The sequence below is a fragment of the Wenyingzhuangia aestuarii genome (assembly GCF_011927765.1).
GTDB lineage: Bacteria > Bacteroidota > Bacteroidia > Flavobacteriales > Flavobacteriaceae > Wenyingzhuangia > Wenyingzhuangia aestuarii.
The window spans coordinates 253,445-274,705 of record NZ_JAATJG010000001.1; the positions used below are offsets into that span (position 1 = coordinate 253,445).

At 32.3% G+C, this 21,261-nt stretch carries 16 protein-coding genes; 7 read left to right on the forward strand and 9 right to left on the reverse strand.

The window, feature by feature from the left end:
- Positions 1-123 precede the first annotated feature (123 nt).
- From GGR97_RS01090 to GGR97_RS01105, 4 genes are read left to right on the forward strand one after another with little or no spacing between them, the layout of a single operon-like run.
- Positions 124-3,153 (forward strand): tetratricopeptide repeat protein, encoded by a 3,030-nt coding sequence (locus tag GGR97_RS01090; protein ID WP_167896570.1) that lies wholly within the window; start codon positions 124-126, stop codon positions 3,151-3,153.
- Position 3,154: 1 nt separating this feature from the next.
- On the forward strand, positions 3,155-4,825 hold the full coding sequence (locus GGR97_RS01095; RefSeq protein WP_167896571.1) for a TonB-dependent receptor: 1,671 nt from the start codon (positions 3,155-3,157) through the stop codon (positions 4,823-4,825).
- Positions 4,826-4,827: 2 nt separating this feature from the next.
- Entirely contained in the window at positions 4,828-6,171 is a 1,344-nt protein-coding gene (locus GGR97_RS01100) for a deoxyguanosinetriphosphate triphosphohydrolase (protein WP_167896572.1), read from the forward strand.
- Between the two features lie 38 nt (positions 6,172-6,209).
- Positions 6,210-8,924: a T9SS type A sorting domain-containing protein gene (locus GGR97_RS01105; protein ID WP_167896573.1), complete on the forward strand. Its 2,715-nt coding sequence runs from the start codon at positions 6,210-6,212 to the stop codon at positions 8,922-8,924.
- Here the strand turns inward: GGR97_RS01105 and GGR97_RS01110 are convergent.
- Both GGR97_RS01110 and GGR97_RS01115 read right to left on the reverse strand, forming a co-directional pair.
- Complete coding sequence (locus GGR97_RS01110) at positions 8,921-9,982, reverse strand: DUF3078 domain-containing protein (protein WP_167896574.1); 1,062 nt, start codon at positions 9,980-9,982, stop codon at positions 8,921-8,923. The genes GGR97_RS01105 and GGR97_RS01110 overlap by 4 nt on opposite strands.
- A gap of 38 nt (positions 9,983-10,020) precedes the next feature.
- Complete coding sequence (locus GGR97_RS01115; protein WP_167896575.1) at positions 10,021-11,796, reverse strand: 1-deoxy-D-xylulose-5-phosphate synthase; 1,776 nt, start codon at positions 11,794-11,796, stop codon at positions 10,021-10,023.
- Between the two features lie 87 nt (positions 11,797-11,883).
- On the opposite strand from GGR97_RS01115, the gene GGR97_RS01120 reads away from it, so the two are divergent.
- Complete coding sequence (locus GGR97_RS01120; RefSeq protein ID WP_167896576.1) at positions 11,884-12,333, forward strand: nucleoside deaminase; 450 nt, start codon at positions 11,884-11,886, stop codon at positions 12,331-12,333.
- Here GGR97_RS01120 and GGR97_RS01125 read toward each other — a convergent pair.
- Entirely contained in the window at positions 12,330-12,560 is a 231-nt protein-coding gene (locus tag GGR97_RS01125) for a hypothetical protein (protein ID WP_167896577.1), read from the reverse strand. The two genes, GGR97_RS01120 and GGR97_RS01125, sit on opposite strands and share 4 nt — an antisense overlap.
- 63 nt (positions 12,561-12,623) lie before the next feature.
- On the opposite strand from GGR97_RS01125, the gene glpQ reads away from it, so the two are divergent.
- Positions 12,624-13,640: a glycerophosphodiester phosphodiesterase gene (gene glpQ / locus GGR97_RS01130; protein WP_209272295.1), complete on the forward strand. Its 1,017-nt coding sequence runs from the start codon at positions 12,624-12,626 to the stop codon at positions 13,638-13,640.
- Here glpQ and GGR97_RS01135 read toward each other — a convergent pair.
- From GGR97_RS01135 to GGR97_RS01160, 6 genes are all read right to left on the reverse strand, one after another.
- Positions 13,621-15,420, reverse strand: coding sequence for a chloride channel protein (locus GGR97_RS01135; protein WP_167896578.1), 1,800 nt, complete (start codon positions 15,418-15,420; stop codon positions 13,621-13,623). The two genes, glpQ and GGR97_RS01135, sit on opposite strands and share 20 nt — an antisense overlap.
- Before the next feature lie 279 nt (positions 15,421-15,699).
- The gene (locus GGR97_RS01140; protein WP_167896579.1) at positions 15,700-16,218 is read right to left on the reverse strand and encodes a ferritin; all 519 of its coding nucleotides are present in this window, start codon (positions 16,216-16,218) and stop codon (positions 15,700-15,702) included.
- Positions 16,219-16,348: 130 nt separating this feature from the next.
- The gene (gene aspS / locus GGR97_RS01145; RefSeq protein ID WP_167896580.1) at positions 16,349-18,106 is read right to left on the reverse strand and encodes an aspartate--tRNA ligase; all 1,758 of its coding nucleotides are present in this window, start codon (positions 18,104-18,106) and stop codon (positions 16,349-16,351) included.
- A gap of 146 nt (positions 18,107-18,252) precedes the next feature.
- A complete protein-coding gene (mscL, locus tag GGR97_RS01150) occupies positions 18,253-18,666 on the reverse strand; it encodes a large conductance mechanosensitive channel protein MscL (RefSeq protein ID WP_167896581.1) in 414 nt (137 codons plus the stop codon).
- Positions 18,667-18,706: 40 nt separating this feature from the next.
- Positions 18,707-19,813: an alanine racemase gene (gene alr, locus GGR97_RS01155; RefSeq protein WP_167896582.1), complete on the reverse strand. Its 1,107-nt coding sequence runs from the start codon at positions 19,811-19,813 to the stop codon at positions 18,707-18,709.
- Between the two features lies 1 nt (position 19,814).
- Complete coding sequence (locus GGR97_RS01160) at positions 19,815-20,393, reverse strand: thymidine kinase (protein ID WP_167896583.1); 579 nt, start codon at positions 20,391-20,393, stop codon at positions 19,815-19,817.
- A 117-nt stretch (positions 20,394-20,510) separates the two neighbouring features.
- On the opposite strand from GGR97_RS01160, the gene GGR97_RS01165 reads away from it, so the two are divergent.
- A complete protein-coding gene (locus GGR97_RS01165; RefSeq protein WP_245229424.1) occupies positions 20,511-21,260 on the forward strand; it encodes a hypothetical protein in 750 nt (249 codons plus the stop codon).
- Position 21,261 lies beyond the last annotated feature (1 nt).

Here is a 21,261-nt window from a genome sequence, read left to right on the forward strand (position 1 = left end):
GAAACTTAAAATTATCGTGTCTATAAGAATTGAACAATGATGTTTCAAATAAATAGGCCGTGTTTCCGTTAATTGATTGGGATATTATTTATTTTTAATCACTGAAATTATAGGTCTAGATATATGAAGAAACAATTTTTGCTGTGCGTAACAACAATGTTTATGGTTGCTTTGCCATTAACAGCGCAAAACAGTTACCAATCAACAGCATCTCTTAAGTGGTATGAAAAAGCAATTCAGGCATTTGATAACAATCATTATTCACTAGCTAAAGCATATTTTAAAGAAGTAGAGCATTTAGACACTCAAAAAAGTATTGCACTAGAAAAATACAAGTTGTTAACTTCTTTGGAATTGAATGAGAAAAATGCGGGAGTAGAGACAGAACTGTATTTAAAAAAACATCCAAATACCATAGATAAAACTTCGTTAATACTAGCCTTGTCTAACTACTACTTTGCCAAAAGACAAGATTATAAGGCTTTGGAGTGGTTTGAGAAAATTGATGTAAAATCGTTAACAAATAAGCAAGAAACCAATTACAATTACAAATTAGCTTTTGCGAATTACAAAACTGAAAATTATACCAAAGCAAAAGAGTATTTATTGCCAATTTCTACAAGTGGAGCTTATCAAAATGAGGCTCATTACTATTTAGGAAATATTGCCATTCAAAATAAAGATTACAGTGCTGCTAATTTCCATTTTGATAAAATTAAGAACGTAAGAAAGTATTATAGAGAAGTTTCATATCAGTTATTGGTTATTGCTTATCAACAAAAAAAATACAAAGAGGCTATTGCTTTGGGTGAAAGTTATTACGGAAAAACTTCAGGAACAGAACAATCAGAAGCTGCAAAAATTATTGGTGAATCTTATTTTTATATAGGAGATTACAAAAAAGCTATAACGTATTTAACTCAATACAAAGGCAGACAAAGAAAATTAACAGAAGTAGATTATTACTTTTTAGGATATGCTTATTACAAACAAAATAAGTATGATAAAGCTATTGAGAATTTTAATAAAATTACCGATGAAAAAAGTGGAGTTTCCCAAAACGCACATTATCATTTAGGAGATTGTTATTTAAAAATGAATCAGAAAACACAAGCTTTAAATGCTTTTAAAAACGCATCAGAAATGGATTTTGATGTAAGCGTACAACAAGATGCTTTTTTAAATTATGCCAAATTGAGTTACGAAATTGGAAATCCATACCAAAGTAGTTCAGAAGTTTTGCAAGCTTTTGTAGATAAATATCCTAATGCAGAAGAAGCGAGTTTAATAGAGGGATTAATTGTAAATGCTTATTTGCAGTTTAAAGATTTTAAAGGAGCTATTGCGTATTACGACAAGCAAAGATTAATCAAAGATGCTCAGTATCAAGAATTGTTGCTAGAAAGAGGGTTTGAGTTGTTTAATGAAAATAAATACCAAGATGCATTGCCTTATTTTTCTAAAGCATCGGAATTATACAACAACAAAACCATTACTAACAGAGCTTTGTTTTGGAAAGCAGAAAGTTTATCAGAACTAAACAATTACCAAGAGGCAAGTTACTATTACAGTTCTTTTGTAAAAAACACAAACAATAAAAAGTTAGCAGAATATGCAGACGGAATTTATGGTTTGGCATATACATCGTTTCAGCAAAAAAGATACGAGGATGCGTTGGCCTATTTTACAGATTATGTAGCAATTTCTAAAAATCCAGCTAAAAAAAGAAATGCTGTTTTAAGAATTGCCGATTGTCATTTTGTAAACAAAACTTACTGGAGCGCTTTAGAAAATTACAATCAAGTAATAAAAGCCAATCAAGGTCAGGTAGATTATGCCATGCATCAAAAAGCATTGGCTTATGGATTCTTAGGGAAAAATGAACAGAAAAAAGAAACGTTAAAAGAGATTCAGACCACGTTTACACGTTCTGCTTATTTAGATGATTCGTATTATCAATTAGGGAATTTATTAGTCAATCAGAATAAAAATGCAGAGGCTATTAAAGTGTTTGATGAATTAATTTCTAAATATCCAAAAAGTCCTTTGGTAGTTAAAGCCAAATTAAAAAAAGGTATTGTATTGTTTAATTCTAATGAAAATCAAGCATCGGTTACGGTGTTAAGAGACTTGGTGGCAAGTTACCCAGGAACTGGAGAAGCTGTGCAAGCGGTAAAAATGGCAGAACAGGTTTACAAAGAAATGGATAGAGTAGATTTGTATGCAGCTTGGGTTAAAAAAATAGAGTTTGTAAACATATCTGATCAAGATATTGATAGGTCTATGTTTGAAGCGGCAGAGAATAAATACTTAGCCAACGATTTAAAAGCAGCCATTACCAGTTGCAAAAAATATTTGATTAATTTCCCGCAAGGACTACATGCTTTAACGGCTCATTTTTATTTGGCACAAGCATATTACAATTCAGGAAATAAAGAAAATGCAATTCCAGAATATCAAGAAGTATTAAAAGTAAATGCAAATGAATATACAGAGGTTGCTTTAAACAGATTGTCTCAAATTTATTTAGAAAAGGAACAATGGAATTTAGCAAGTACTTTGTTGTTGCAAATAGAAAACGATGCTACAAATACTCAGAACATTGTATATGCGCAAAGTAATTTAATGAAATTTTATTACAAAGAAAACAAGTTTGCCAAAGCGTTAGATTATACCCAAAAAGTGTTAGATAACAAAAAAAGTTCTGAACAAGCGGTAGCTGATGCTTATGTATACGGAGCAAGAGGTGCTACTGAGTTAGACGATTTTGTAAAAGCAAAAAGCTATTATCAAAAATTAGAAAGCATAGGAAAAGGAAGTGTAAAGGCAGAAGCTAATTATTACAAAGCTTTTTTCTTGCATCAAGAAAAAGAGTATCAAAAATCTAATGAACAAGTTCAGATTTTGGCTAGTAAATATCAAGCTTACAAAGTTTGGGGAGTTAAAGGTTTGTTACTAATGGCTAAAAACTTTCATGCTTTAAAAGATAATTTTCAGGCTAATTTTATTCTAAATAATATTATAGACAATGTAAAAGAACAAGATGATTTGGTAGAACAAGCCAAAGAATTGTTAGAAGAATACCAATCAGAAAACACAAGTACTAAAGCCGTAAAAGGAGAAACAAAAAACAATGCTACAAATACAATTTAAGATGAAAAAGCAGTGGATACTAGTAGCTCTATTTTTAGGAGCTGTAAATATATATGCTCAAACAGAAGATGAGGATATTAAAAAAGAAAATGTAGTGGTAGAGTTCTCTTTTAATCCTACGTTGTCTGATGTGTTTAAATTAAAATCTACACCAAATGCACAAGAAGAGTTTGCTAAGGAAAACATAAAGTATAAAATCAATCCAAAACAAGTTCCTTCGGATTTTGTGCCTATTACCAAGCAAGCTGTTTATGTAGATATAGATGATCCTAAACCTATAAATTATAGAAGCTATTTATATGGAGCTGTAGGTGTCTATGGAAATGCAGAAATAGAAATGATGCTAAGACCTAATGCTGTAAATGGCTATACTTATGGAATAGATTTTTCTAGTTATAATATTCAGAACGGAATAGACGATGAAAGAGTAGACAATGGTCAGTGGAATTCTAAAGTAAACTTGTTTTTAGCTAAAAATAACAAGAAATACAATTGGAAAACTAATGCAGATTATCAAAGAAATAAAATTCATTGGTATGGGTTAGATAGTGATGTTTTAGAATCTGATTATCAAAATCAAAATGTAGAACAAGTCTACAATTCTTTAACTTTTTCAGGAACTATAGATTATAAAAATGCAAAAGTTAAAAGTTTGTCACCCTCAATTAATTTCTTTTCAGATGGATTTGAAAGTTCAGAGGTAGACCTAAAAGTAGCTACCGTTTTAGACAAGTCTATGTTTAAGGATTATATAGAAACCAAAGTAGATTTTGAATATTTAAACGGAAGTTTTGGACAACAATATACTAATACTACTAATATTAATTATAGTTTTTTCAATTTAGGAGTAACACCATCTTATACTTATCAAGCTAATAATTTTCAATTAAGTGCTGCTTTAGGATTGTATGTAAATGCCAATAGAGAGGCTTCTACCTCTAAATTTTGGATTTTGCCAAACGTTCAGGCGGATGTTAAGCTAATTAAAAATATTATGACTTTACATGGAGGAATAAGAAGTAGCTTGGATCAAAATACGTATCAAAGTTTGGTTGCTCAAAATCCATTTATGTCTCCAACGGCTGAAATTTTAACCACAACAACCCCTGTAGATGTTTTTATAGGTTTAGATGGAAAATTAACAAAAACAATTTCTTATTCAACAGAAGCTAGTTACAAACAAGTAAAAAATAAAGCGTTGTTTGTTCATAATGATGCTTTAGCACCCACATCAATCAATCAACCATTCCAAATGGGAAATAGTTTTGGTGTTATGTATGATGATGTAACCATTTTGTCTGTAAAAGGAGCTATAGAAATGATGTTCTCTAAACAATTAACAGGAGGAGTGTTGGCAACTTTAAATAGTTACAGTCCAGAAGCTTGGAATTTACCCAACATGGTGATAGAAACTTATGTAAACTACACCCACAAAAAATGGTTTGGTCAAGTAGGATTAAATATAGTAGACGGTAGAGATGATTTAGTAGAAGAAGTGGCTACCAAAATTGATGGATTTTTAGACTTAAATGTAAAAGGTGGATACAAAATCAATAAAAGATTAAATGCTCACGTAAATATTTACAATTTACTAGACAACAATTATCAATCGTATACAAATTATCAAGTACAAGGGTTTCAGTTAGTGGCTGGACTTTCATTTAAATTTTAAACATGCACTGGGAACAATTATTATCTCTTAAGAGAGCTGGCGATACCAATGGTCGATATAGAAAAGATCAAGACGAAACAAGATTAGGATTTGAGGTAGATTTTGATAGAATTGTATTCTCATCAGCATTTAGAAGCTTACAAGACAAAACACAAGTAATTCCACTGTCAGACACAGACTTTGTACATACGCGTTTAACACACAGTATGGAAGTATCTGTAGTAGGACGTTCTTTAGGTAGAGTGGTAGGAAAACAGTTGTTAGAAAAACATCCGTATTTAAAAGAATTAGGATATACTTTTAACGATTTTGGAGCCATTGTAGCAGCTGCAGCTTTGTCTCACGATATTGGAAATCCTCCTTTTGGACACAGTGGAGAAAAATCTATTGGAGAATATTTTAACTCAGGAGCTGGTCAAAAATACAAAGAGGAATTAAGCGCTAAAGAATGGCAAGATTTAATTGATTTTGAAGGAAATGCCAACGGATTTAAAATTTTAACACAAGACGGTCAAGGAGTAAAAGATGGTCTTAGATTATCTTATGCAACTTTGGGTACTTTTATGAAATATCCTAAAGAATCCTTACCTAAAAAAGCCACAAAACACATTGTAGATAAAAAGTTTGGCTTTTTTCAATCGGAAAAAGAAAAGTTTAAAGATGTAGCCGAAACCTTAGGTTTAAAAGTAATGAGGTCTGGAGAAGATATTGCTTATCACAGGCATCCATTGGCTTATTTGGTAGAAGCTGCGGATGATATTTGCTATACCATTATAGATTTTGAAGACGGAATTAATTTAGGCTTGGTTGATGAAGAATTTGCCTTGGAATACATGATTAAATTAGTGCAAGATAAAATTGATACTAAAAAATATCATTCTCTAGGTTTAAAAAAAGATAGAGTTAGTTATTTAAGAGCTTTAGCAATTAGTACCTTAATAGAACAGGCGGCTACTATTTTTATAGAAAATGAAGAAGCTATATTAAACGGAACTTTTGAAAAATCCTTATTAGATAAATGCAAATACGAAGCGCAAATAAACGACATCATTAAACTAAGTATTGATAAGATTTACAATAGCAGAAGTGTTATAGAAAAAGAAGTAGCGGGTTACAAAGTAATTGCAGATTTGTTAGATGTGTTTATCAATGCAATAAACAACTCTTACATGGGCAAAGCCTCTAATTACGACAAGCTAATTTTAATGATGTTACCTCAAGAATTTAAAACTCAGCAAGAAACTTTGTATATACGTATAATGAATGTTTGTGCTTATGTAGCCGGAATGTCAGACAGTTATGCTATTTTAGTACATAAAAAAATTAGTGGGGTTATTGTTTCTTAACTTGTTATAATAAGAAAGCTCGCTAAAACACATTGTTCATGAAAAAAAATACACGTTACATAGTTCTCTCTTTACTTTGTGTGATTGCAGCTTTTATTAGTTACGATGCCAATCATATCTCTAAAAAAGAATTTCACAATTTAGTCAAAAATCATCCTATACAAGAAAGATTAAAACTATCTAAAAAGGAAAGAAAAAAACAAGGAATACCGCCCAATCGTTATTTTGATGAACAGTATTTGTTAGAAATGGATCCTGCCACAGGAAAAACATATCCAGAAAACTTAACTAAAGTTAGAGCTCAAAAAAAATCATCTTTGCGTTTTTCTGCAGTACCTGGAGAAAATTCAGACATGACATGGGAAGAAAGAGGTCCCGATAATATAGGAGGAAGAACAAGAGTTGTTTTTTACGATCCTAATGATGCTACTGGTAAAAGAGTTTTTGCAGGTGGAGTTTCTGGAGGTTTATGGGTAAACAATGATATTAGCAATGTTAACTCTATGTGGACTCAAGTTGGGATTGATGAGAATTTAGCAGTTTCTTGCTATGCTATAGATCCTAACAATTCTAATATTTGGTATATAGGAACAGGTGAGGCTTATACCGGTGATGATGGTGTAGGAAATGGAATTTGGATTTCTACCAATGGAGGTAGTACTTGGTCTAGCTACATTCCTGTTAATTTAGAGTTAGATGAAACGCAAAGAGTTTATTATGTCAATCAAATTTTGGCATGGAACAACAATGGAACTACAGAGGTTTTCTTTTCTTTAGACGGACAGTTTGATACTGATCCAGTTGGTTACAGCGCTTCTGGTTGGTGGAAAATAGGAGATAGTTCTATTAACAGAATTAGTTTTTTAACTACAGACGGAACCCCATCTCCCTACGTTTTTAGCGATGTAGAAATAGCTGCAGATAATTCTATTTGGGCAGCCACTAAAGGAAATCTTTTTGGAGATGGTGGTGGAAAAGTTTTTAGAAGTACAGATGGTGAAAATTTTACCGAAAAATATTCATTTACAAATGGAGGTAGAGTAGAGCTAGCGGTTTCTAAACAAAATGCAAACACAGTGTATGCTTTAGCTTCTACAAATGATAGTAAAAAAGTAGCGCTTGTAAAAACAACCAATGGAACCAACTTTATTGCAATGGCTAATCCAAATGATGTGGATGTAGATATTCCTGCAGATGATTTTGCTAGAAACCAAGGGTTTTATAATCTTACGTTAGAAGTAGACCCTACAGATGATACTGTTTTGTATGCGGGTGGAATTGATTTGTTTCGCTCTGCAAATTCAGGAACATCTTGGAGTCAAATATCTAAATGGTCAAACAATAATAATTTAAATAGTTTAAATGTTTCGTTGGTACATGCAGATCATCATGCTGTTGTTTTTAATCCTTTAGATAGTAATAAGGCTGTTTTTGCCAATGATGGAGGTATTTACTACAGTGCCAATATAAGTAGTGCTACTAGTAGCGCTACAGCTATAAAGAGTAGAAATACAGGTTATAATATAACTCAGTTCTATTCTGGAGCTATAGGTCAAGATAAAGATGATGAATTATTATTAGGAGGTGCACAAGACAATGGTTCTTTGTTTGGGGTAAATGTTCAAGAAGGAGTAAATTCTTTTATAGATATTTATGGAGGTGATGGTATTCAGAGTTTTATTGATAAAGATGGGGATTACCTAATAGTTTCTTATGTTAATAATGTATATGGAGCCTATCCAATTCCCTTTGATGATGGAAATGATATCGTAGATATTGCAGATGATCAAGACTCAGGGTCTTTTGCAAATATTGCAGATTTAGATGATAATTTAGACATGCTATATGCAAATGCTACTTTAGGGTCTAATGAAAGAATTGCCCGTTACTCAGATTTAATAGGCTCACCAGTCACAAAGTATTTTAGTAACAGTGCTTTGTTTGAAAATCCAACAGCCATAAAGGTATCTCCCTATACAACTACTTCGTCTACCGTTTTTATAGGAACCGAGGGAGCAAGTGTTTTAAAAGTGAGTAATCTAAATACAAACACTCCAACTTGGACTAATATTGATGTAGATAATGAAATTAATACAGGGTCTATTTCTGACATTGATTTTGGAAGGAATGAGAGTGAGCTATTAGTAACTTTACATAACTATGGAGTAAACAATATATACTATTCTAATGATGGTGGATTGTTGTGGGAAGAAAAGGATGGAGACTTTCCTGATATTCCCGTAAAAGCTATTAAAATGAATCCTAATAATGAAAATGAAGTAATTATTGGAACCAATGCAGGTGTTTGGAAAACAAGTAATTTTTTGTCAGAATTTCCTAATTGGACTCAGTCTCAAAATGGAATGTCTAGTGTGAAAGTAACAAAGTTCGATTATAGAACTTCAGACAGTACTGTATTAGCAGCCACTTACGGAAGAGGTTTGTTTACAGGAGCTTTTAAAGAGTCTTTAAATTTTACTGGTTTAGGTAACGGAAAAGGTTTGGCTAATAAGGTGGTGTTTAAAACAAATCAGATAGAGAATCAGGTATTGGAGTTAGAATTGTCTGACCTAGATGTTCAGTTTGATCTTTATGTATTTACTATGGATGGGCATACGGTTGCTCAACACCAAATAAATCCAGCAGATGGAAATACACAAGTTATTAATGTTCCTTTTCAGTCAGGAGTATACCTTGTAAAAGTTTATTGTGATGGAAAGAGTTTTTCTAGGAGAATAATAATTAGCAATTAGAAAATGTAAGTAACTCCAACTCCTAAAATTTGTTTTAACTGTAGTTTTGGACCTATTTGAGTTCCATCAGACTGAAGTATTTTAGCATCATCATCGTACAATAAATGTGAACTAATTCTAGAGTTAATAAACTGATTTACTTTCATGTTAATATTAATTTCAACATCACTATCTACGTTTCCAAACTTGTTTAAGTAGTCAGAGTAAAAAGAACTCTTTAAAGCAAAATCAATATTTTTCATTAATGGAGTTTTGTATTCAATACGTATCAATGTTCCAAATTCTGAATAAATATTTTCTCCTTTTTTTATAATTTCTCCAGCCTCGTCTTTAACAGCAGGAGTAACCCCAAAAGCTCCTTTGTTTGCTAGTTCTTGGTCTAGTACAAAAGTAACCTGATTGGTAAGTGGTGATAGGTGAACTTTAAAGCTGTCATCATCATCTGTATAAACAGCACCTACCCCTAAACGCATTCTGGCAGGAGCAAAAAAATTAGAAATTACAGTAGATCTATTGTTTCCTTTATATCCTTTTCCAAACTGAGTTGTTAAGTTAAATTCCCCAGAGTAATACCATTTAGATTCTATGTCTTTTTTATATCCTATACTGGACTTAAGATCTAGTATGTCATCTGTTTTTTTAGAGTATTCTGTACCATTTTCTTTGCTTAATCCATATCTAAAAAGGACTCCGTTTCTCCAGAAAAATTGTCCCTTTTTATAATTGTAGTCTCCTTTAAAAGAAAGAATTCCAGCAACAGTATTATTTCCCCCTTTTGTCCAGTTAAAAAATGAGGTTTGGGTAAGTAATAGCCCTGGTTTGTTGGTTAATTTCCAATAATTAGGTGCTACACTTTTTTTTAGAATTTGTTTAATGGTGTCTCTTTTTTCAGTTTTGGCAACACGAATAGAGTCTTTGTTTTTTTTAGTGAATACTTTTTTAATATTAGTAATTGCCTTAGGTGTAGGAATTGTATCGTTTATAAAGTACGTAGAACTATGGCTTTTAACACTAAATAATAGAGTAAACAGGAGAATAATGAATGTATGTTTTTTCATAGTCAAGTAATCTTGTAAAGTAGTATCTATAAAAGCCATTATAGGGTAGATAAAATTGTGTTTAAAATTGAAGTTTCATCAATTTTTACTAATGTTTTTAATTCTTGTGTTTGCCCATGTTCTATAAACTGATCACCGATTCCACACATTTTAATTTTGGTTGTATACCTGTGTTCTAAAATAAATTCACCTATAGCAGATCCCAATCCTCCATGTACCACACCATCTTCATATGTAATTATTTCACTGTAATTGCTACAAATATCATGCAACAATTCCATGTCTAACGGTTTAATAAACTGCATATTGTAATGCCCTACCATTTCTTTTTGGTGTTGTGGTAATTTATCAATGGTAAAATTAATAATATTTCCAAGGGTACCAATACTTAATACGGCAGTGGTTTTTCCTTTTTTAAGTGTTTTTGCTTTTCCAATGGTTAGCTTTTCAAAAGGTTGTTTCCAGTCCATAATTTCACCAATACCTCTTGGGTATCTAATGGCAATAGGAGTATTTAAACCTAATTGAGCGGTGTACATAATGTTTCTTAAATCCACCTCGTCCATAGGTGCATAAATAATTAAATTCGGAATGCATCTTAAAAAGGCAATATCAAAAACTCCATGATGTGTAGCCCCATCGTTTCCAACTAATCCAGCTCTATCTAAGCAAAAAATAACCGGTAGTTTTTGCAAAGCTACATCGTGTATAACTTGATCATATGCTCTTTGTAAAAAAGTAGAATAAATGTTACAAAAAGGAATTAATCCTTCTTTAGCCATTCCCGCAGCTAAGGTTACGGCATGTTGTTCTGCAATTCCCACATCAAAGGCTCTGTTTGGCATTTTAGCAATCATATATTTTAGAGAACTTCCTGTTGGCATTGCTGGAGTAATTCCAACAATTTTAGGATTTTGTTCTGCTAACTCTATAATAGTATGTCCAAAAACATCTTGATATTTTGGAGGGCTGTTTTTATGAATGGTTTTAATTCTATCTCCTGTTTGAGCATCAAATTTACCAGGGGCATGATAGGTGATTTGATCTTCTTCTGCTTTTTGTAATCCTTTTCCTTTGGTAGTTACTAAATGTAAAAATTTAGGACCTTCAATGGTTTTAAGTCTTTCAAATTCAGAAATTACTTTGGCAAGATTATGTCCGTCAATAGGACCAGAATAATCAAAGTTTAAAGCTTCAAATATATTATCTCTATTAGGTTCTTTTCCGTTTTTAGTTTGGGTTAAATAGTCTTTTAAAGCTCCAATGCTAGGATCTATTCCAATGGCATTGTCGTTAAGAATTACCAATAGGTTAGCGTTGGTAACTCCTGCGTGATTTAAAGCTTCAAAAGCCATTCCCGATGCTATAGAGGCATCTCCAATAACAGCAATGTGTTGTTGTTTAGTGTTTCCTTGAATTTGAGCTGCCATAGCCATTCCCAATGCTGCGGAAATAGATGTAGAAGAGTGTCCTGTTCCAAAAGCATCGTACTCGCTTTCAAAAATATTAGGAAAACCAGATATTCCGTGTAAACGTCTGTTGGTCTCAAAATTATCTCTTCTACCCGTTAGAATTTTATGACCATATGCCTGATGTCCCACATCCCAAATTAACTTGTCTTTTGGAGTGTTAAATACATAGTGCAAAGCAATGGTAAGTTCTACCACACCCAAGCTAGCTCCCAAGTGCCCTTCTTTAGTAGAAACTATATTGATGATAAAATTCCTTAGTTCCTGAGCTAGTTGTTCTAGTTCAGAAATACGAAGGCCTTTTAGGTCTTGCGGAGAATTTATGGTATTGAGAATATTTTTCACGGCCACAAAATTACAATTTTGAGATTTGTCCTTGCAACTTATCAATCAATAAAGTAGTTTAGAGGTATAGATTTATGAGACACAATTATGATTGATCCTTTTGATGATGACTATTACATGAAAAAAGCCTTAGACGAAGCTTATATTGCTTTTGAAAAAGGAGAAGTTCCTGTAGGAGCTGTTATTGTAATGAATAACCAAATTATTGCAAGAGGACACAATTTAACAGAACAATTAAATGATGTAACTGCTCATGCAGAAATGCAAGCGTTTACAGCTGCGGCTAACTTTTTGGGAGGTAAATATTTACAAGAATGTATTTTGTATGTTACTTTGGAACCATGCCAAATGTGTGCAGGTGCAAGCTATTGGACACAGATAGGGAAAATTGTTTACGGAGCATCTGACCTACAAAGAGGGTACTCTAAATTAAATACCTTGTTGCATCCTAAAACCAAAGTAATTTCTGGAGTTAGAGAAGAAGAGTGCAGTAAGGTGTTAAAAGATTTCTTTTTGTCTAGAAGAAACATGAATTAGTCTTCAATTCTACTTGCGTTAGGATCGTTGTGTTTTAAAGAATATTTGGTTAAATCCTTACCGTTGTATCTGTGGTAAATAAATAAGGGCATTAAAACCAAAGTTAGAATAATCACTCCAAAACCAATAAATTTAGGACTTTTAGGATTGTCTGTTAAAAAGAAAAAAGCTCCAATGGTCCAAAGAACAAAAACAATAGCCAATAATAATTTTAATAATATCTTCATATACGATCTCTTATAAGAATAGTAAAATTAGCTATTTTGGAATGAAATTGTACCATATCATTCATGAAGTTATCTATTAGGATTCCCGTTGTTTATTTTGTTATTTTATACGTGTTGTTATCGTGTAAGCAACCTACCCAAAACAAAAATATGGTTATTATTGCCCATCGTGGTGCTTCTGGATATTTACCAGAACATACGTTACCTGCCAAAGCTTTAGCTTATGGTATGTTTCCAGATTTTATTGAACAAGATGTAGTGTTGTCTAAAGATAACGTTGCGGTTGTTATTCATGATATTCATTTAGAAACTACCACAAATGTTGCAAATGTTTATCCTGATAGAGCTAGAAAAGACGGAAAGTTTTATGTGGTAGATTTTACTTGGGAAGAACTTTCAACGCTAAATGTATCCGAAAGATTTAATATCAAAACAAAACAAGCTGTTTATAAAGATAGATTTCCAATACACACTTCTCATTTTAAACTTCACACCTTAGCTGATGAAATTGAATTGATCCAGGGATTAAATAAATCTATGCATAAAAATGTAGGTATTTATGTAGAGATTAAAGAACCTCAATTTCATAGAAATGAAGGGAAAGATATTTCTGAAATTGTGTTGACTATTTTGGCTGATTATGGTTATATATCAGTAAAAGATAACTGTATGTTACAGTGTTTTGATGCTGTAGAATTACAGAGAATTAGAGAGGAATACAAGTCAGACCTATTTTTGGTTCAACTGTTGGAAATGGGATATTCGGATGCCATTTTTAAAGCGATGATTCCTGAAGAGATGGTTGCACATATAGCCAAGTATGCCAATGGAATTGGACCTTGGTACAAACAGATGATAGAAGGGGATGATAAAATGAATATCAAAGATTTTGAAAATTTGGTAAGCTATGCTCATCAACAAAACTTAAAAGTACATGCTTTTACTTTTAGAGCCGATGATTTAGGAGGTAAGACTTCTTTTAAGGAAGTCTTAAAAATAGCAGAAAATTTAAAATTAGATGGAGTTTTTACAGATCATCCAGATCAAGCAATTACTTATTTTAAGAAAAAGAATCACTAGCCATAATTAGTTTTCTTCTGTAGGAATTTAACAATCTAGATTTAGAAATAAATCCAAGATATTTTCCGTCTTTAATAATAGGAAGGTTCCATGCAGAAGTAATTTTGAATTTCTCCATAATTTCTTCCATAGAATCTTTGTCGTAATCAATAACTTCGGCAGGAGTAACCATTAAATCAGAAACAATAGTGTTTTCATACAATTCTGTATTAAACATTATTGGACGAATGTCATCCATATGTAATACACCAATTAATTCATGGTGATTGTTCACCACAGGAAAGTTGTTTCTTTTAGATTTTACAAGTGCTTTATGTACTAATTGACCTAAGGTCATGTTAGGTTTGGTAACAATAAAATCTTTTTCAACTACTTTGTCAATATTCATCATCATTAACACATTTTTATCTTTGTCATGTGTCATTAACTGTCCTTTTTTAGCTAATTCGGAAGTATAGATGTTGTGTGGAATGAATTTTTTAGTAATCAAAAACGAGATAGATGATACAATCATTAAAGGAATAAATAAATCATACCCTCCAGTAATTTCTGCAATTAAGAAAATTGCGGTTAGTGGAGCGTGTAAAACACCTGCCATTAGACCAGCCATTCCTACCATGGCAAAATTACTTTGAGAAACGGTATGAGATACTATTTTTGCATGGTTTACAATAGTAGCAACTACATAACCTGTTACACTCCCAATAAATAAAGTAGGAGCAAAAACTCCTCCAATACCTCCAGCACCAAAAGTAAGAGCCATAGCAATTACTTTAAAAATAATTAGACCTATTAATAGACCAACAATCATCCATATAGTATCTGCTTCGGTATTAAATATGTTGTTTTTTAAGATGTGAGAAGCATCTCCTCTTAATACTGCGTTAATAGTTTCAAAACCCTCTCCAAATAAAGGGGGAATAAAGTAGACAATAACACCAATTAAACTACCTCCTAATAATAGTTTGTACCAGGGGTTTTCTATTTTTTTAAAAAAATCGTGCGACCAAAAATAAACTTTGGTAAAGTAAATAGAGATTAAAGAACATCCCAATCCTAAAGTGATATAAAATACAATGTCTTGTAAGTCAAAGTTGTCTTTAATTTCAAAGTGTAATAAAACTTCATCACCTAAGAAAAAGTACGATGTTAATACAGCAGAAATAGAAGCTAGTAGCAAAGGAATCATAGAAACCATAGTTAATTCTAAACTAAAAATTTCTACAGCAAATACAATAGCGGCAATGGGTGCTTTAAAAATAGAAGACATAGCTCCTGCAGCAGCACAACCTACTAATAAAGTTCTAGATCTTTGGTCTAGGTGAAAAACTCTTGCAAAGTTAGATCCTAGCGCAGATCCTGTAGCAACAGTAGGACCCTCTAACCCAACAGATCCTCCAAAACCTACAGTTAGGGGAGCGGTAATTACAGAAGCCCACATTTGATAACGATGCATGATGGATTCTCTTTTGGAAATAGCATACAAAGTAGCGGGAATACCGTGACCAATTTTTTTTCTGATGATGTATTTTACCACTAATAAGGTAAGAGATAGACCTATGATTGGAAAAATAAAGTAAAATCCTATGTGGATACTTTTAATAAACCCCGTATTTAAAGACTCAAAAATAAAGTGTGTTAAGTTTTTAAGGGTAACTGCACCAATACCAGCCAGTAAACCTACAATAGTACTTAAAATGTAAAGAAAGTTTTCTTGAGAAATATGTTTGTATTTCCAAATTAGAAACTGATTTAACAAATTTCTTTTTTTTTGAGGCATACCAATGATTTTTTCGGATGGCTAAGGTAGTGTTTATAAGTAGAATAAAGTCAAACTACTTTAAGCTTGTACAGGGCATTTTTTACAATGGTCTTTCCCTTTTTTCTTGTACTTTTTACAACACTTTTTCTTCTTATCCTTTGCCAAATATGTAAAGCAACATCCCGTATATTCAGGAGTTATAATCTCTTCAATTCCTTTATTTAACATAATTTGCACTGATTAACTGTCTTAAAATCAGTGCAAATATAAGTTTTATTTTAACTAAATCTAAATAAACTATTCGTTTTTAGCATTAATTTCTGTTTGAGCAACAATACTTTCTATGTCTTTATCAAACAAATACGTTCCACTTTTATCGTTTCCAATAATTTTTAACTTGTCCAAAATAGTTCTTGCTAAAGATTCTTCTTCAGCTTGTTCTGCTACATACCATTGTAAAAAGTTATGAACGGTGTAGTTTTTTTCTTCTAAAGTTTGAAAAACTAAGTGGTTGATGCTTTCTGTAACTTGCTCTTCGCTTTCTAAGAAAACAGTAAAAAGTTCGTGTAAATCTTTAAAGGTGTCTTTTGGTGCTTCTAAGCTTGGAATGTTTGCTTTTCCTCCACGTTCGTTTACAAACTTTACTAGTTTTAACATGTGAACTCTTTCTTCATCTGCTTGATTGTAAAAGAATCCTGCAACTCCATTGTATCCAATTACTTCTGCCCAAGTTGCCATGGCTAAATATTTCATTGAAGCGTTAGCTTCTAATTGTATTTGTGTGTTTAAAGCACTTTCAATAGTTTCTGATAACATATTTTCTTATTTTATTTGATGAAAAAAACTCTCTAAGAACCATTGATAACTTTTACTTTGGAGTAAAAATAAAATCAATAGTTTTTAAAGAGCTATGGTAAATTTAAGGAACTCTAAGTTTTATTACAACTTATACCTTTGGAACTGTAACATTTATATTTAATTCAGATAAAACCTCGTTGGTAACAGCAGCAGGTGCATTGATCATTACATCTCTACCTGAATTGTTTTTAGGAAAGGCAATAAAATCTCTAATGGTTTCTTGTCCTCCTAAAATAGCAACCAATCTATCTAGTCCAAATGCCAAACCTCCGTGTGGTGGTGCTCCGTATTCAAAAGCATTCATTAAGAAACCAAATTGTTCTTTAGCTTCTTCTGGAGTAAATCCTAAATGTTTAAACATTAAAGATTGCATTTCTCTATCGTGAATTCTAATAGAACCACCTCCAATTTCGTTTCCGTTTAAAACCAAATCATAAGCGTTAGCTCTTACTTTTCCAGGATCCGTATCTAATAAAGAAATGTCTTCTGGTTTTGGGCTTGTAAACGGATGGTGCATTGCGTGGAATCTTTCTGTGTCTTCGTCCCATTCTAATAAAGGGAAATCAATCACCCATAAAGGAGCAAATTCGTTCGCTTTTCTCAAACCTAAACGTTCTGCCAATTCCATACGTAACGCAGAAAGTTGTGCTCTTGTTTTGTTTGCAGGACCTGATAATACACAAATTAAATCTCCAGGTTTAGCTCCTGTTGCTTTTGCCCAAGCGGCTAAATCTTCTTGGTCGTAAAATTTATCTACAGAAGATTTAAACGTGCCATCTTCATTGCATTTTACGTAAACCATTCCTAAAGCACCTACTTGAGGACGTTTTACCCATTCTATTAATTTGTCGATTTCTTTACGAGTGTAACTAGCTGCTCCTGGTACAGCAATACCCACAACCAATTCAGCATCGTTAAATACTTTAAATTCTTTTTGTTGAGCAGCACTATTTAATTCTCCAAACTCCATCCCAAAACGGATATCCGGTTTGTCGTTACCATACGTTTTCATGGCATGTGCATAGGTCATTCTTGGGAAGTCTCCAATTTCTACATTGTTCACTTTTTTAAGTAAGTGACGAGTCATTCCTTCAAAAATGTTTAAAATATCTTCTTGCTCTACAAAAGCTAATTCACAGTCTATTTGTGTGAATTCTGGTTGTCTGTCTGCACGTAAATCTTCATCACGGAAACACTTTACAATCTGAAAGTATTTATCCATTCCACCTACCATCAACAATTGTTTAAAAGTTTGTGGAGATTGTGGCAAAGCATAAAACTCACCTTGATTCATACGAGAGGGTACAACAAAATCACGAGCACCTTCTGGAGTAGACTTAATTAAATAAGGAGTTTCTACCTCTATAAAGTCTTGATTAGATAAGTAGTTACGTACTTCTTGTGCAACTTTACTTCTAAAGATCAAGTTGTTTTTTACAGGGTTTCTACGGATGTCTAAATATCTGTATTTCATACGGATGTCTTCACCTCCGTCTGTTTCATCTTCAATAGTAAAAGGTGGAAGTTTAGCTTCGTTAAGAATAGTTAATTCTTTAACCAAAACTTCAATTTCTCCTGTAGCCATTTTTTTGTTTTTGGCTTCACGCTCAATAACAGTTCCTTGTATTTGAATCACAAATTCTCTACCTAAGGTTTTGGCTTTGTCTAGAATTTCTTTTGGAGTTCTGTCTTCATCAAAAATAAGTTGCGTAATTCCATATCGATCACGTAAATCTACCCATACCATAAATCCTTTATCTCTAGATTTTTGAACCCATCCAGATAGAGTAACCTCTTGGTTTGCGTTTTCTATTCTTAATTCTCCGTTAGTGTGACTTCTGTACATGTTATTGTGCTTGAATTTAAAGGTGGCAAAGTTACTTTTTTAATTCCATGTCTGAAAGCTAAAATTTGCTTTATACAATAGGCTATAAACAATAAAACCTCCCTAATTATTAAGGAGGTTTAGGGTTGGTTACAGAGAATTCTGTATTATTTTTTAGCTAATAAATCTCTAATTTCAGCTAATAATTCTTCTTGACTTGGTCCTTTTGGAGCTGCTGGAGCAGGAACCTCTTTCTTCTTCGTTTTTTCGTATGCTTTTACAATCATAAAAATTACGAATCCAATAATAATAAAATCAATAATAGCTTGTACAAAGTTACCATAAGTCATTACGGCAGCACCGGCTTCTTGTGCAGCTTTAAAGGTTTCGTATTCTCCTGTTCCTAACACAAAAAACAAATCGTTTACGTTTTTACCTCCCATTAATAAACCTACAATAGGCATAATAACGTCTTTTACTAAAGAACTTACAATGGCTTTAAATGCTCCACCAATAATTACAGCTGTTGCCAAAGCAACAATATCGCCTTTCATTAAAAAGGCTTTAAAATCTTTTAACATAATTTAAAATAGTTTAGTTATACTACCAATATAATTAAAATTAATGTATAAAAGTTCTTTTTATTCGTTGAGATATGGCGGTTAGTATTTCATAGGAGATAGTGTTACAGATAGTTGCAAATTTTTCTACGGTTTCTTGACTGTTAAAAATGATGACTTCATCACCTTCTTTACAATCAATATTAGTAACGTTTACTAAAATCATATCCATACAAACATTTCCAGATGTATATGCTTTTTGTCCGTTAATAGATACATATCCGTTTCCACATCCTAAGGGTCTAGAAAACCCATCGGCATGGCCTATAGGAATAATGGCTATTTTTTCTTGTTGTTGAGCTGTAAAAGCTCTGTTGTAACTTACGTTGTCTCCTTTTTGAATGGTTCTAATTTGTGAAATAACCGATTTTAATGTGGCTACATTTTTTAATTGAGCAGTTTCTTTAGCATCGTTTCCAAATCCATACAAACCAATTCCTAATCTAACCATATCAAAATGTGCATTAGGATAGTTAATAACTCCCGATGTATTACTCATATGGACCGTAAAACGGTCTGTTAATTTTGATTGTAGTTGCGCAATAATATTGTTAAAAGTTGTGATTTGTTTCTCCGTAAATTCTTTTTCATTTAAATCTTCACTAGCGGCTATATGCGAAAATGCAGAAGCAACTTTAATGGTAGGGTTGTTTAAAACAAGTTTTAAAAGTTCATTAACCTCATTATTATTAAAGCCTAATCTGTTTAAGCCTGAATTAAATTTTAAATGAATGGGATATTCTTTTAGTTGTTGCTCTTTAGCAAAGTTTAAAAACTGTTTTAGAGTGTGTAATGAGTAGATATTAGGTTCTAGTTTGTACTTAACTAATAAACCGTAGTTCTGTGGTTGCGCATGTAAAACTAGAATGGGCGTATGGATTCCTTTTTCTCTTAATAAAATACCTTCATTAGCATAAGCCACTCCAAAATAATCAATGTTTTCCTTTTCTAGTTCGGCAGCTATGTGGGTAGGTTCTAATCCGTAAGCAGAAGCTTTTACCACAGCTAATACTTTTGTATTGGGCTTTGTTTTGCTTTTTAAATATTGATAATTGTGCTTTAAAGCCGTTAAATCAATTTGGAGTTCGGTAACATGCATGTTTTCCATACTAGTTGTTTTTTGCCTTATAGTAAGCTGCTCTACTTAAAGGTTCGTAAGCTTCATTTTCTCCTAACATTACTTGTTTTTCATCACTGTTTTTTCGGTGGCTGTAGTGAGCCAAATTTCCGGTTTTTGTGCAAATGGCATGTACTTTGGTTACATATTCTGCAGTAGCCATTAAATTGGGCATAGGTCCAAAAGGATTTCCTTTAAAATCCATATCTAAACCAGCTACAATAACTCTAATTCCTTTGTTGGCCAAATCGTTACAAACACTAACAATTTCATCATCAAAAAACTGAGCTTCATCAATACCAACCACATCTACATCGTTAGCTAACAAACGAATGTTGGCCGCTGCAGGTACGGGAGTGGATTGGATGTAGTTTTCGTTGTGAGAAACTACATTTTCTTCATCGTATCTTGTGTCAATAGTAGGTTTAAAAATCTCTATTTTTTGCTTGGCAATTTGAGCACGTCTAAGTCTTCTAATTAGTTCTTCGGTTTTACCAGAGAACATAGATCCACAAATAACTTCAATCCAGCCAAATTGCTCTTTATGGTTTACGGTGTTTTCAAGAAACATTTTGTAATTTTAACAGTGTTAGTATCTATCTAATATGCTTATTTTAGCATTGAGATAAGTTGCGCAAATTTATCAAATAAAAACGAACCTCTAGGACCTAAATTTATCAAACTACCAATGCAGAAGAAATTAGAAGGAGAATTAATGAGTTTGGCTCATAGTATTCTAAAATTAAAAAAAGGAGATGATGTTGTTTTGTTAAAAAACAAAGCATATCAGGTATATGAAAAATTAGCCGTTTTGGCTTTTATAGATAGTTATGTAAAAGAAACTCCTCAAAATACTAAAACAGTAGAGGAGTTGGTAGAAGAGACTTTTACAGCACCTTTAGAAGCATTAGAAAAAGAAGAACCTGTTGCACAAAAGGTAGTTAAGGACGAAATACAAGAAGTAGTTGTAGAGGATAACATTACAATAGAAGAAATAGAGGTAGAATTAGAAGAAGAGACCGTTAATGAAAAAGAAGAAGAGTTGGTTGATTTGTTTTCTACTTTGGATGTTGTAGAAGAAAAACCTAAAGATTTACAATCTTCTTTAGAAAAAGAATTTGGGAATACGGTTTCTTTAGATGTGGCTACAGATATTTTTGAAAATGCAGAAAGAGTAGCTCCTAAAAAATCGATCAACGATGCTATTATGCAACAAAAGAATTTGCAAATAGATTTAAATGATAGAATTGCGTTTGTAAAAAACTTGTTTGAGGGTAGTCAAGAAGATTTTAATAGAGTAATTTCGCAGCTAAATACAATGACTTCTGAGAAAGAGACTTTATCCTTCCTTAAAATGATAAAAAAGGATTATAATTGGGACGGAAAAGAAATTTATGAAGAAAGACTACTTTTGTTAATAGAAAGAAAATTTAATTAAG

What these genes read in the sequence shown, in the direction of transcription:
- GGR97_RS01095 (WP_167896571.1), top strand. Translation starts at nt 3,155, where the DNA reads ATGAAAAAGCAGTGGATACTAGTAGCTCTATTTTTAGGAGCTGTAAAT.
- GGR97_RS01135 (WP_167896578.1), bottom strand. Translation starts at nt 15,420, where the DNA reads ATGCCTCAAAAAAAAAGAAATTTGTTAAATCAGTTTCTAATTTGGAAA.
- mscL (WP_167896581.1), bottom strand. Translation starts at nt 18,666, where the DNA reads ATGTTAAAAGATTTTAAAGCCTTTTTAATGAAAGGCGATATTGTTGCT.
- GGR97_RS01110 (WP_167896574.1), bottom strand. Translation starts at nt 9,982, where the DNA reads ATGAAAAAACATACATTCATTATTCTCCTGTTTACTCTATTATTTAGT.
- GGR97_RS01105 (WP_167896573.1), top strand. Translation starts at nt 6,210, where the DNA reads ATGAAAAAAAATACACGTTACATAGTTCTCTCTTTACTTTGTGTGATT.
- GGR97_RS01160 (WP_167896583.1), bottom strand. Translation starts at nt 20,393, where the DNA reads ATGTTTCTTGAAAACACCGTAAACCATAAAGAGCAATTTGGCTGGATT.
- GGR97_RS01165 (WP_245229424.1), top strand. Translation starts at nt 20,511, where the DNA reads ATGCAGAAGAAATTAGAAGGAGAATTAATGAGTTTGGCTCATAGTATT.
- aspS (WP_167896580.1), bottom strand. Translation starts at nt 18,106, where the DNA reads ATGTACAGAAGTCACACTAACGGAGAATTAAGAATAGAAAACGCAAAC.
- alr (WP_167896582.1), bottom strand. Translation starts at nt 19,813, where the DNA reads ATGGAAAACATGCATGTTACCGAACTCCAAATTGATTTAACGGCTTTA.
- GGR97_RS01100 (WP_167896572.1), top strand. Translation starts at nt 4,828, where the DNA reads ATGCACTGGGAACAATTATTATCTCTTAAGAGAGCTGGCGATACCAAT.
- GGR97_RS01140 (WP_167896579.1), bottom strand. Translation starts at nt 16,218, where the DNA reads ATGTTATCAGAAACTATTGAAAGTGCTTTAAACACACAAATACAATTA.
- GGR97_RS01120 (WP_167896576.1), top strand. Translation starts at nt 11,884, where the DNA reads ATGATTGATCCTTTTGATGATGACTATTACATGAAAAAAGCCTTAGAC.
- GGR97_RS01090 (WP_167896570.1), top strand. Translation starts at nt 124, where the DNA reads ATGAAGAAACAATTTTTGCTGTGCGTAACAACAATGTTTATGGTTGCT.
- glpQ (WP_209272295.1), top strand. Translation starts at nt 12,624, where the DNA reads ATGAAGTTATCTATTAGGATTCCCGTTGTTTATTTTGTTATTTTATAC.
- GGR97_RS01125 (WP_167896577.1), bottom strand. Translation starts at nt 12,560, where the DNA reads ATGAAGATATTATTAAAATTATTATTGGCTATTGTTTTTGTTCTTTGG.